Source organism: Burkholderia sp. SRS-W-2-2016, from assembly GCF_001931485.1.
In the GTDB taxonomy this organism is placed as follows: domain Bacteria; phylum Pseudomonadota; class Gammaproteobacteria; order Burkholderiales; family Burkholderiaceae; genus Paraburkholderia.
Genome location: NZ_MSDV01000001.1, coordinates 1 through 12,423 on the forward strand (window position 1 = coordinate 1; position 12,423 = coordinate 12,423).

Here is a 12,423-nt window from a genome sequence, read left to right on the forward strand (position 1 = left end):
GACGTTGGAGGCGGGAGCGGTGTGTCAGCTGTGCGGCCTGAAAACGCGGCCTGAGACGAGGCTCTGAACGAGGCTCTGAACGAGGCTTCGGCGCGCGCTGCGGAAGCTGTGAGGTCAGCCGCGCGCTTCCACTGCCTGGGTCTGCTGCCGCTGGCAGGCGAGTTTGCCAGCGGCGGCCCGGCACGCCGCATCGCCGCGTGCGTGGCAAGCCGAAGTCGGCACGGCGTTCAGCGCCGGTGCGGCGGGCGCTTTGGCCGCCACCTTGATCCCTTCGTCCGCCACAGCGCTCGCCGCGATCTGCACGCCCCCGATTGCACCGTCTCCGCCGTTCGCCCGCTTGCCGCTGCGCCGATGCTCGACCCACGCGAGCAACGCGACCCCCACCGATCCGCCCGGCAGCACGAACAGTCCCGCGAACAGCGCGAGCTTCCACCAGCGGTGCCGGCCCTGGAAGCTATGGAGTGCGGAATCGGTCAGTGAGCGGCCCAGGCCGCCAAGCGTGTTTTTGAGGTACAGCATCGGGAAGATCCAGTGGGACACGTCGCGCGAACGGCGGCGTGCAAACAAACGGTCAGAACATGGTCTCGGAAGGCGGTGGACGCGCGAAACTCATTGCTTGGAATAATATTGACTATGCAAGCAAATTTCAAGATACTGTGCCGCTCGAATGATTCCAGTGTTGTTTTTCTGCCGGCCGGCGACGCGTCGCAAAATGCGATTTGACTTGTCTGCTTAGGCAGCTAGACTTCGATCTGCCTGTCGATGTTGTGGATACCCCATGGTTGAAGGCCCCTACAAAGCGGACGAGATCGAGCTGACGAGCAGTCTCGGCTATTACCTGACGAAAGCGCGCAACGTGCTGGTCGAACGCACGGACCGCGCGGTGAAGCCGCTCGGCCTGACCGCGCAGCAGATCGGCGTGATCCTGATGCTGGCCTCGAAGCGCGCGAGCACGCCGTTCGAGCTGTCGCGCGCGATGTCGTACGACAGCGGCTCGATGACCCGTCTGCTCGACCGGCTCGAAAAGAAGGGCTTCGTCGTGCGCACGCGCAGCAGTTCGGACCGTCGGATGGTGCAGCTGGAATTGACGCCGCAGGGCCACGTGGCCGCGCAGCAGTTGCCGAATCTGGGCGCGACCGTGCTCAACGAGCAGTTGCGCGGCTTCAGCGCCGAAGATCATGCAACGCTGATTCGCCTGCTGGCCCGTTTCATCGAAAACGGCATGGAAGGCGGCGCGGGCGCGGGATGTGGACTGGCGTTACCGCAGGACGACCCGCAGGCGTGAGTCGAAACGCTGCCCCGAGCGGGCGGCATCGTTGGACGGAACACAGGCAGGACCACAACGAGGCGCTGAAAGGCGCCATTGTCTTAGGATATCTGTCTGGGCAGAGGGTGATCCGGCACATAAGCATCGCGTTTGAAACGTGCGATAAAGCTGCCGCGACAAGCTTTCCCGACTGAGGAGAACAACATATGGAAGCCACGGCTCCCGCTGCCGCGCAACCCGCCGCCGAACCCGCGCAGTTGAAGGGCGGCGCACTCGCGCTACTGACCGTCGGTCTGGCGCTCGGCACTTTCATGGAGGTGCTCGACACCTCGATCGCGAACGTCGCGGTGCCGACCATTTCCGGCAGTCTCGGCGTCGCGTCGAGCCAGGGGACGTGGGTGATCTCGTCGTACTCGGTGGCCTCCGCGATCGCGGTGCCGCTGACCGGCTGGCTCGCGCGGCGGGTCGGTGAGGTGCGGCTGTTCACGCTGTCGGTGCTGCTGTTTACGCTCGCGTCGGCGGCCTGCGGTTTCGCGCAGAACTTCGAATCGCTGATCGCGTTCCGGCTGCTGCAAGGGCTCGTGTCCGGGCCGATGGTGCCGCTGTCGCAGACGATCCTGATGCGCTCCTACCCGCTCGCCAAACGCGGTCTCGCGCTCGGCTTATGGGCGATGACCGTGATCTGCGCGCCGATCTTCGGCCCGGTGCTGGGCGGCTATATCACCGACAACTTCACGTGGCCGTGGATCTTCTACATCAACGTGCCGATCGGCGTGTTCTCGGCGTTCTGCGCGTACATGCTGCTGCGCGGCCGCGAGACCCAGACCACCCGGCAACGGATCGACGCGGTCGGCCTCGTGCTGCTGGTGACCGGCGTGTCGTGTCTGCAGATGATGCTCGACCTCGGCAAGGACCGCGACTGGTTCAACTCGACGTTCATCCTGGCGCTTGCGGTGATCGCGGTTGTCGCGATCGCGTTCCTGCTGGTGTGGGAGTTGACCGACGACGAACCGATCGTCGACCTGTCGCTCTTCAAGGACCGCAATTTCGCGCTCGGGGTCGTGATCATCTCGTTCGGCTTCATGGCGTTCTTCGGCTCGGTCGTGATCTTCCCGCTGTGGCTGCAAACGGTGATGGGCTACACGGCCGGACTCGCGGGTCTGGCCACCGCGCCGGTCGGCCTGCTCGCGCTGTTCCTGTCGCCGATGATCGGCAAGAACATGCATCGGTTGAATCTGCGGATGGTCGCGAGCTTCGCGTTCATCGTGTTCGCGATCGTATCGTTCTGGAACTCGACGTTTACGCTCGACGTGCCGTTCGGTCACGTGATCCTGCCGCGACTGATCCAGGGCATCGGCGTCGCGTGCTTCTTCGTGCCGATGACGACGATCACGCTGTCGAGCGTGTCCGACGAGCGGCTCGCGAGCGCGTCGGGTCTGTCCAACTTCTTCCGCACGTTGTCGGGCGCAATCGGCACCGCGATCAGCACGACGTTCTGGGAGAACGACACGATCTACCATCACGCGATGCTGGCCGACACCGTCAACGTGTATTCGGCGAACACCAAGGCGTACACGAGTGCGCTCGCCGGCGTCGGGCTCACCGGCGACAGCGTGACCGCGCATCTGAACCAGGTGGTGACGAGTCAGGCGTACATGATGGCGACCAACGACTTCTTCCGCATTTCGTGCGCGGCGTTTCTGGTGCTGGCGGTGCTGGTGTGGGTCACGAAGCCTCGCAAGGGTGCCGGCCCTTCGTTAGGACATTGAAGCAAATCGCGAGGCCGCGGCGCGCGTAGCGCCGCGGCCTTTCAGCAATGGCATAGCCGCGAGTAGTTATTGCGACATCGCCTCGCCGTTCGGCGTGCTGGCCGGCTTGCCGGGCACCGCTTCCGGATGCGCGGCATCGGCCGCGGCGGGCGCCGTTGCGGTGCCACTTTGCGGCGCGGCGATCGCCGTGCCTCTCACATACTGTTTGAAATCGGCGCCCGCTTCCCACGGATTCGGCTTGCAGCCCATCGAGCCGTCGCAATGCGCGGAAAAGCCGATCGTCGCGGTGCCGTCGGGATTCGCGGTGCGGGTGATCTGATACGCGAGCGCGCGTTTGCCGCCATCGGGACCGGCGGTCTGGATCAACGAATCGGTCGCGGTCTCGATCTTGTATTTCGAATGACTCGCGACCCAGCTCTGCGCCCGTTGCCACCACAACTCGCACTCGGCCTTGCTCGAACACGTCAACGGCTTGGTTGCGATCTGCATCACGTCCGGATCGACCTGACCTCGCGATGCGCAACCCGCCAGCGCCGTCAGACACAGCGCGACCAACAGATTTTTGTTCTTCACGTCGATACCTCCCGCTGTGGAGCGTCTCATGCAAGTTGGACCGCGCGGCCCTAACGGTGTTTCATCACGGCCGGAGAATCGCGGGCGCGCGCGGAGAATTTGCCGATTGGCTACGAGGCCCGCCCCGCTGGCGCGTAGAGCTTACCTGCGCGTGGGCATTGAGTTGTCCACAGTAGTTATCCACAGCAAGAAAAAAGCGGCCACGTGGGCCGCTTTTCTACACTTTGCGCAGGCACGCAGCGCCACGCATCTTCGTCATACGCTAAACCGGTTCAGCGTGTACGCGCGATACGCGGCGACGAACGCATCGAACGAACCGACTTCGTCGCGTTCGAGCTTCGCCTGTTCATCGAGCGACTGCGCCGCGAGTTTGACGAACTCGTCGTGTTGCGCGGCATCGAGCGGACGGGCGCGGAAATACGCGGCGTGCGCTTCGCTTTGCGCGAGGCCGAACGCGAGAAAGCTCTGCTGTTTGTCGCGCATCGTTTGCAGCACGCGCGCCGACGGCGTCAGCGATACGTCCGCGAGCTTCGCGCGTTGCGTCGCGACCGAGCGCGCGTGCGCATCGCCGCCGTGCAGATCGTCGAGCACCTTGGCGGCCGCGTCGATCTTGACCAGCAGCTCGTTCGCCCAATCGAGCATCGCGACCGGCTGGCCGTCGCGGATCAGTTCGAGGCCCGGCTTGCGGCCTTCCATCGTCACGCGGCCGAAGTTCTGGTTCGCTTCGCAGTACGCGGGCGGCGGCAGCGTCGCGCTGTCGTCGAGTGCGCAGACCAGCAGATACGCGTCGAGAAAGCGCGAGGTCTCCAGCGAAATGCCGCTCGGCTCGAACGGATCGATATCCATGCAGCGCACTTCGACGTATTGCACGCCGCGCGCGGCGAGCGCGTGCAGCGGGCGCTCGCCCGGATAGGTGACGCGCTTCGGGCGGATCGTCGAGTAGAACTCGTTTTCGATCTGCAGCACGTTGGTGTTGATCTGCACCCACTCGCCGTCGCGTTGCGTGCCGATCTGCTCGTAGGCCGGATACGGCTGGCTGACCGCCTTCGCGAGCGCGTCGAGGTAACCGGGCAGCGTGTCGTAGTCGGCATGCAGCGCGGCTTGCGCGGTGGTGTTCGAATAGCCGAGGTCGCTCATCCGCAGACTGGTCGCGTATGGGCGATACAGCGTGTCGGCGTCGAACGTGTCGAGCGTATGCGCGCGATCGCGCAGGAAGCGCCGGTCGAGCGCCGGCGATGCGCCGAACAGATACATCAGCAGCCAGTTGGTGCGGCGGAAGTTGCGGATCAGCGCGAGGTAGCGCTCGGACTGGAAATCGACCGCGCTCGCGGTGGACTGCTGATCGGCGTGCAGTAGCCGCCACACTTCTTCGTTCAGCGAATAGTTGTAGTGGATCCCGGCGATGCACTGCATCGTGCGGCCATAGCGCAGCGCGAGGCCGATCCGGTACACGTACTTGAGCCGGCCGATGTTCGAGCTGCCGTATTGGGCGATCGGAATGCCGTCGTCGGTGGCGGGCAACAGGCCCGGCATCGAGTTGTTCCACAGGATCTCGTCGCCGAGTTCCGCGTAGACGAAGCGATGCAATTCGTCGAGCTTCGCGAGCGTGTCGGCGACGTCCTGCTCGGCCGGCGTGATGAGTTCCAGCAACGCCTCGGAGTAGTCGGTCGTCAGCGACGGATGCGTGAGCGCCGAGCCGAGCGCGCGCGGATGCGGCGTCAGCGCGAGCTGGCCGTCGTGCGCGACGCGCAGGCTTTCCTTTTCGATGCCGCGCAGGCCGCGGATCAGCGCGTCACGCTGCGGGCTTGCTGACAGCACGGACAGGCGGTGCGAAAACGCGTCGGTCGCGCGGGAGGGTGTCTTGTTGGGCATCGATGCGAGTCGCGCGTTGCCGGCCGCGGTGAACCGCCTGATGCTGCTCGGGCGGAAACGGGATGGCGACAACGCTCGGCAAAATTTTCGGTAGCGGGCACTTTAACATCTCGCCAGAACCCCTGCTTGAGCCCGCCTCGGCGCGGGTTTGGCGGTGCGTGCAGGCGTTGCTGGCCGTTTGATTTTTGCGATGAAAGCGGCGGCTGTGCGCCGGGTTCGGGAGCTTGAGCCTGCCCGTTACGGAGAGTGCCTCATTGCGGCGGGAGTGGATCGCGCTACTGCGAGCACCCCGCGGCGCCGCTTACCCGCCGCGCGCGGCGCCCGCCCGATCCGCCACCTCGTTCCACAGATGCATCGCCGCATACGCGCGATACGGCCGCCAGCCGTCGGTGCGGCTGCGCTGCTGCGCGGGCCGCGTGAGCGACGGATCGCGCGCGCAGATCGACTGCATCAGCACCAGATCCGACGCGGGCCACGCGTCCGGATCGCGCCACGCGCGCATCGCCACGTATTCGACGGTCCACGGGCCGATCCCCGCGAGCGCGAGCAGCGCGGCGCGCAGGCTGGCGGCGTCGCTGACGTCGCTGTCGAGCGGCACGTCGCCGCTCGCGACCGCGCGCGCGAAGCCCTGCAACGCGGCGACCCGCTTGCCGGGCATGCCGATCTGCGCGAGATCGACTGCGGCGAGCGCGGCCGGGGTCGGAAAACGCCACGCGGTGTTTTCGTGCGGATGCCCATCGATACGCTCGCCCGCGCGCTGCACCAGCCGCCCGATGATCGTCGTCGCGGCCTTCACGCTGACCTGTTGCCCGACGATCGCGCGCACCACCAGCTCGAAGCCGGACCATGCGCCCGGCACCCGCAAACCGGGCACCGCATCGACGAGCGGCGCGAGCCACGGATCGGCGGCGAGCCCGGCGGCGATCCGCTTCGGGTCGGCGCGCAGATCGAACATCTTCGCGACCGGCGCGGCCAGCGCGTCGGCGTGACGGCTGACCGGCCCTTCGATGCTCGCGACGATGCAGCGCTTGCGCGGATGCAGCCGCACGCTGAGCGTGCCGCTGTCGCCGTCCCAGTCGATCGCGCGACGATACGCGCCGTCTTCGACGGCTTCGACGCCGGGCGTCGCGCGTCCGCTGAAAAAGCGCAGCAGGCGCGGCCAGTCGAACGGGGCTTTGAACGGGAGTTCGAGAATTGCGACGTCGTTAAGCGTGCTCACGCGGCGTGATCCGGTTGGTGTTGTTGTCGGTGGTCGGGTTCGGGTCGGCGCGGGCGGTGTCGCGGCGCTGTGCGTCGCCGGCGGCTGCGCCGCCCGCATGCCGTGCCTCATTGTCGAGCAACGCGGCCTTGCGCGGCAGCCCCCAGCGATACCCGGCCAACGCACCGCCCTTCTGCACGACGCGGTGACACGGAATCGCGAGTGCAACCGGGTTGGTCGCGCAGGCGCTCGCGACCGCGCGGACCGCGCGCGGCGAGCCGACCGCCTCGGCGATCTGCGAATAGCTGCGCGTCTCGCCGTACGGGATGCGCCGCAGCGCGTCCCACACCCGCTGCTTGAACGCGGTCGACGCGATATCGAGCGGCAGTTCGAAGTCCTGCCGCGTGCCGTGCAGATACGCGTCGATCTGCGCGATGAACGGCGCGAGCCCCTTCGTGTCTTCGCGCAGCTCCGCATTCGCGAACTCGCCGCGCAGTTCATCGATCAGTGGCGTGGCGGCGTCGCCGAAACCGATCTTGCAGATGCCTTTATCGGTTGCGGCGACCAGCACGAAGCCGAGCGAACTCGGCGCGCTCGCGTAGCGCACCGTGAGCCCCGCGCCCTTGCGTCGATACGCGGACGGCGCCATCCCGAGTTCGGCCGGCGCGCTGTCGTACATCCGCGACGGCGAGCCGAAGCCGGCGTCGAGCGTCGCGCGGGTCACGTCGGCGCCGCCCTGCAACGCATCGCGCAACGCGGCGCCGCGCTGCGCGGCCTGATACTGCCGCGGCGACACGCCGACCACCCGCTTGAACAGCCGCTGCAAATGAAACGGGCTCACGTGTACCGCGTCGCTCAGTTGCGCGAGCGTCAGACGCTGCTGCGGATCGGCATCGAGCGCCGCGCACGCGCGATTGACGATGTCCAGCTCGCGCGGCAGGCCGCCCGGCTGGCAGCGCTTGCAATCGCGAAAGCCCGCGGCGCGGGCGGCGGCGGCATCGGTGAAGAACGCGACGTTCTCGCGACGCGGCTGGCGCGACGCGCACGACGGCCGGCAGAACACGCCGGTGGTTCGGACCGCGTAGAAGAACGCGCCGTCGGCTTCGCGGTCGCGGCGCAGGACGGCGTCCCAGCGCTCGTCGTCGGTGTGCCACGGAGTGGTGCTGGAGGCGGACGCGGCATAAGCGGCGTCGGCGGCGTCGGCGGCGTTGGTGGCGTTGGTGGCGCTCGCGGCGGTGGAATGACGGGTGGTGGCGTTCATGATGGTCCTATGTACCCCGAACGGAGACTGCGGGGTTGGGCAATGTCGATGCTCATCAATGTAGGCCCGAAGCCGACACACTACGCTCCGCTTCTTGCGCTGTCATTCGCCGATGATTCGAGCCCGCTTGCCCCTACTTAGGGTGGGGTCAAAACCCGCTAGATCGTAGTCCGAAGCGCCTCCAAACGCCTACTGGGCGGGCGTTTTGCCTCAAGTTGCGACAATTTGGCCCGATATCGGGTTTTCCCTTAAAAAGTTATTGCGTCGCACCAAGCCGATGTGTATATTAGGAACTGTCTCCTCCATGTCTCCTCCTGATATGGATTCAGCCCGCTCCACTTGAGCGGGCTTTTTTTTGCCCGCGTTTTCCGCGGCAGCCTCCCCGCCTCGCGCGACTTCCGTCCTTTCTTCTACACTGGCTAATCATCGGTTCTCCGAAACAGCCAGACCAAAGGGCGTTCGACATGAAAATCCACATTCGCGAGATCGACCACGTCGTGATTCGCGCGACCGACGCACAGGCGCTCGCGCGCTTTTACTGCGACGTGCTTGGCTGCAGCCTCGAAAAAGAGCAGCGCGAGTTGGGGCTCACGCAACTGCGTGCGGGACGTTCATTGATCGATCTGCTGCAGGTCGGCGCGAAGATCGACCGGCCGGAAAACGGCGCGGTGGGCGCCGGGCGCAACATGGACCACCTGTGTCTGCGCATCGACACGTTCGACATCGACGCGCTCAGCGCGCATCTGGCCGCGCATGGCGCGCGGATCGGCGAACACGGGGTGCGGTATGGCGCGGACGGCTTCGGGCCGTCGCTGTATCTGTTCGACCCGGAGGGCAATATGGTCGAACTGAAGGGGCCGCCGGACGCGGCGCGGCTGACGTCGCTCTAAGCGCTGTCCGGCCGCTTGTCCGGCCGAGGCAGCGAAACTGTCCAGATCCGGACAGTCAGGCTCGCTGTGAGCGCGGTCCGCGCCCAGACAGGCAGCACAAACCGTTTCAGATCTGCACAATCACGCCAGCGGGCGCCGCTCAGGCTGATCAGGCGTCCGCGGGCGCCTTCAACACAGTCCAGTCGATCTTCACCGCATCGGCCTCGGCGCTGCCGAGCCATGCTTCGCCGTCCTGCACCGTGCATTGCAGGCGCATCGTGCGTTCGGCGAGCGAGCCGAGCGACGCGGCGACGTCTTCGCCGAGCGTCCACACCGTCACGTTGCGCATCCGTTCCACCTTGTTGCGCACACCCTGCCACCAGATCTCCGACGTGCGACCGCCATACGCGATCACGACCACGCGATCCGCGCGCCCGCTCGCCTTGGCGATCCGCCGCTCATCCGGTTGACCGACCTCGATCCAGGTTTCGATCGCGCCGGTCAGGTCCTTCTGCCACAGGTCCGGTTCGTCGACGTCCGACAAACCTTTGCAAAATTCCAGCCGTTCCTGCGCGAACAGCGCGAATGCGGCGACGCGGACCATCATCCGGTCGTCGGTTTCCGAGGGGTGACGGGCGATCGTCAGCGAATGGTCGGCGTAATAGTGCCGGTCCATGTCCGCGATCTGCAGTTCCGCCTTATAAATTGTCGATTTGAGAGCCATGCCGTTACTGAACCAGGCGCCCGCTCCAGCGGAGCGCAGCGAAAAAGAATCGTCGACGGCGCGTTGCCGTTTCTTGTGTTTGCTATACATCGCACGTACCTCCCGCGCCGTCAGCCGGTGCCTATGACGAAGGAGGGAGCATTTATCGGGCCACCGCCGTTTCCAGGGGCGAGCCGTAAACCTCGCGAGCCGCATCCCGCAACGCTTCGAGCACCACCGCGGCGGCCGGCGACAGCAGATGCGACTGGCGCGTGATGATACCGAAAGTGTCCATCCTGCACGGCAAATCGATCGGTACGCGCTTGAGCACACCGTACTGTTGGTATTGACGCGCCACTTCGTCGGGCAGAACCGCCAACATGTCGCTTTGCAGCAGCAGGCTCGAAATCGCGAGAAAGTTGTTGGTATTGACGACGTTTTGCGGCGGATTCAGCCCGATCTGCGAAAACATCAGATCGAAGCGATGACGCAGCACGCTGCCCGGCGGGTGCAACACCCAGCTTGCGTTGACGATCCCGCGCAGCGTCAAACCTGTCTCATTTTCGAGCGGATGGCCGGGGCGCGCGACCACACACAGCGGCTCGTCGGCGAGCGGCTCGTAGCGCACGTCGGTCTTGAACTGGTTCTGCCGTTCGAGCACGCGGCCGATCATGATGTCCAGCTCGCCCTCGGCGAGGCGCGGCAGCATCACGTCGGAAGTCTCGACTTCGGCCCAGATCTGCAACTGCGGATAGCGTTCCTTCACGCTGGCGATCGCGTGCGGCACCATCGTCGCGGCGGCCGCCGCGATCACGCCGATCCGCACCTGACCGGCGAGTCCCGAGCGCAATGCGGAGATTTCGTCGTGCGCCTGGCTCAGGTTCGACAGCACCATTCGCGCGTGGCGGATCATCACCTCGCCGTACAGCGTCGCGTGCATCCCGTGTGGGGTGCGGTCGAACAGGCTCACCCCGAGCATGTCCTCCAGTTCCTTCAGCAGCCGCGATGCGGCCGGCTGAGTCATGCCGAGCACGTCGGCGGCGCGGCGCACGTTGCCCTCCTCTTCCATCGCCGCCAGCAGCAGCAACTGGCGGGTCTTCAGCCGGGCGCGCACGAACCAGTTTGAATAGCTACGCGTCATCGCGTGGTCTCCTGTTTTTTGGCGAGCGGCTTTTAGCGCTCTGCGTGGCGGCCCCCATCATGCCATACCGAAACTGATATCGGTGAGGCCGAAAAAGGGATTGGAAAGTTATTAGGACCGCCAATACCATTCGTGGACTTTGTGAGCTTCGATGAGATTTCTGCCGCGGCGCCGGTAAGGCGCCGCCCGTGCGCCCTTTCCGCCGATGAACCGCGATCCGCTCGTCCCTCTCGCTACCAGCCCGTTTCGCCATTACATCAATGGCGGATGGGAGACCGGCGCGACCGCGGGCGTGTCGCTCAATCCGTCGGATCTCGACGAGCCGGTCGGCGAATACGTGCGGGCCGATGTGCGCCAGACCGATAGCGCGATCCAGGCCGCGCACGCGGCGTTTCGCGACTGGTCGCTGGCGTCCGCGCAGCGCCGCGCCGATGCGCTCGATGCGATCGGCAGCGAAATGCTCGCGCGCCGCGAGGAACTGGCCCGGCTGCTCGCGCGCGAAGTCGGCAAGGTGCTGCCCGAGGCGCTCGCCGAAGCGACCCGCGCGGGTCAACTGTTCAAGCTGTTCGCGGCCGAGGCATTGCGCGCGTTCGCGGAGCCGCTCGCGTCGGCGCGGGCCGGCGTCGAAATCGACGTGACCCGCGAGCCGCTCGGCGTGGTCGGCATCATCGCGCCGTGGAGCGCGCCGCTCGCGAGCGCCGCCGCGAAGATCGGCGCCGCGCTCGCGCACGGCAACTGTGTGGTCTACAAGCCGGCGGAATCGTCGCCGGCCTGCGCGGCGGCGCTGGCGTCGATCGTCAGCCGCGCGGGTCTGCCGGCCGGCGTGTTCAACCTCGTGATGGGCAGCGGCCGCAAGGTCGGCGCGCGCATCGTCGCGCATCCGCTGGTGGCCGCGGTCAGCTTCAGCGGCTCGACCGAGATCGGCACGCGCGTGTTGCAGACCGCCGCCGCGCGCCAGGCGCGCGTGCAGCTGGAAATGGGCGGCAAGAATCCGTTCGTAGTACTGGCCGATGCCGATCTGGACCGCGCGGTCGATGCCGCGCTCACCGGCGCATACAGCGCGGCCGGCCAGCGCTGCACGGCGGCCGCGAGATTGATTGTCGAGCGCGCGGTGTTCGCGCCGTTCGTCGACGCGTTGCGCGCGAAGCTCGAGAAACTGACCGTCGATCACGCGCTGAAACACGGCGCCGATCTCGGCCCGGTCGCGAACGCCGCGCAGCTCGAACGCAATCTCGACTACGTGCGCATCGGCGAGCAGGAAGGCGCGCAATTGCTGTGCGGCGGCCGGCCGCTCGAGCGCGCGACGCGCGGTTACTTTTTCGAGCCGGCGCTGTTCGTCGGCGAGCCCGATCAGCGGATCGCGCGTGAAGAAATTTTCGGGCCGCTCGCGGTCGTGCTGCGCGCGGACGACTACGAGCACGCGCTGCATCTGGCGAACGACACCACGTACGGACTGTGCGCCGGCATCTGCACGCGCTCGCTCGAACGCGCGCGGCATTTCCGCCGCCATGTGCAAAGCGGCCTCGTGACGATCAATCTGCCGACCACGGCGGTCGAGCATCACGGGCCCGGTGGCGGGCGCAAGGCATCGGCTTACGGCGCGAGCGATGCCGCGTTCTGGACCGCTGTGAAGACGGCGTACGTGGCGGGCTGAGCGCGATGAGTCTTTCGGCTGTGTGCTTCGCCGCAGGTTTTTCCGGTTTGGACCGCTGTGAAAACGATCGACGCGGCGGCCCGAGCGCGATGAGTTTTGCGGTTGCGCGCGGCGCT

Annotated in this window: 11 protein-coding genes; 4 read left to right on the forward strand and 7 right to left on the reverse strand. The window is 66.3% G+C overall.

Annotation, left to right across the window (positions count from 1 at the left end; translation table 11 throughout):
* Positions 1–114: 114 nt before the first annotated feature.
* Entirely contained in the window at positions 115–519 is a 405-nt protein-coding gene (locus BTH42_RS00005) for a hypothetical protein (RefSeq protein ID WP_075294676.1), read from the reverse strand.
* Positions 520–778: 259 nt separating this feature from the next.
* Between BTH42_RS00005 and BTH42_RS00010 the strand changes: the two genes are divergently transcribed.
* The gene (locus BTH42_RS00010) at positions 779–1,285 is read left to right on the forward strand and encodes a MarR family winged helix-turn-helix transcriptional regulator (protein ID WP_075294677.1); all 507 of its coding nucleotides are present in this window, start codon (positions 779–781) and stop codon (positions 1,283–1,285) included.
* Between the two features lie 188 nt (positions 1,286–1,473).
* The gene (locus BTH42_RS00015; protein ID WP_075294678.1) at positions 1,474–3,036 is read left to right on the forward strand and encodes a DHA2 family efflux MFS transporter permease subunit; all 1,563 of its coding nucleotides are present in this window, start codon (positions 1,474–1,476) and stop codon (positions 3,034–3,036) included.
* 66 nt (positions 3,037–3,102) lie between these two features.
* Here the strand turns inward: BTH42_RS00015 and BTH42_RS00020 are convergent, their stop codons facing one another.
* The 4 genes from BTH42_RS00020 to ada form a co-directional block, all read right to left on the reverse strand.
* Positions 3,103–3,609: a hypothetical protein gene (locus BTH42_RS00020; RefSeq protein ID WP_075294679.1), complete on the reverse strand. Its 507-nt coding sequence runs from the start codon at positions 3,607–3,609 to the stop codon at positions 3,103–3,105.
* A 255-nt stretch (positions 3,610–3,864) separates the two neighbouring features.
* The gene (gene gshA, locus BTH42_RS00025; RefSeq protein WP_075294680.1) at positions 3,865–5,481 is read right to left on the reverse strand and encodes a glutamate--cysteine ligase; all 1,617 of its coding nucleotides are present in this window, start codon (positions 5,479–5,481) and stop codon (positions 3,865–3,867) included.
* A gap of 301 nt (positions 5,482–5,782) precedes the next feature.
* Entirely contained in the window at positions 5,783–6,700 is a 918-nt protein-coding gene (locus tag BTH42_RS00030) for a DNA-3-methyladenine glycosylase (RefSeq protein WP_075294681.1), read from the reverse strand.
* Positions 6,687–7,940, reverse strand: coding sequence for a bifunctional DNA-binding transcriptional regulator/O6-methylguanine-DNA methyltransferase Ada (ada, locus tag BTH42_RS00035; protein ID WP_075294682.1), 1,254 nt, complete (start codon positions 7,938–7,940; stop codon positions 6,687–6,689). The genes BTH42_RS00030 and ada overlap by 14 nt, the downstream gene beginning before the upstream one ends.
* A 464-nt stretch (positions 7,941–8,404) precedes the next feature.
* Between ada and BTH42_RS00040 the strand changes: the two genes are divergently transcribed.
* Positions 8,405–8,830, forward strand: coding sequence for a VOC family protein (locus tag BTH42_RS00040; RefSeq protein ID WP_075294683.1), 426 nt, complete (start codon positions 8,405–8,407; stop codon positions 8,828–8,830).
* A 148-nt stretch (positions 8,831–8,978) separates the two neighbouring features.
* Here the strand turns inward: BTH42_RS00040 and BTH42_RS00045 are convergent, their stop codons facing one another.
* Positions 8,979–9,533 (reverse strand): YaeQ family protein, encoded by a 555-nt coding sequence (locus BTH42_RS00045; protein WP_075294738.1) that lies wholly within the window; start codon positions 9,531–9,533, stop codon positions 8,979–8,981.
* 142 nt (positions 9,534–9,675) lie between these two features.
* A complete protein-coding gene (locus tag BTH42_RS00050; protein ID WP_075294684.1) occupies positions 9,676–10,653 on the reverse strand; it encodes a LysR family transcriptional regulator in 978 nt (325 codons plus the stop codon).
* Between the two features lie 205 nt (positions 10,654–10,858).
* Here BTH42_RS00050 and BTH42_RS00055 point away from each other — a divergent pair, with 205 nt between their 5' ends.
* Positions 10,859–12,307, forward strand: coding sequence for an aldehyde dehydrogenase family protein (locus BTH42_RS00055; protein WP_075294685.1), 1,449 nt, complete (start codon positions 10,859–10,861; stop codon positions 12,305–12,307).
* Positions 12,308–12,423: the final 116 nt, after the last annotated feature.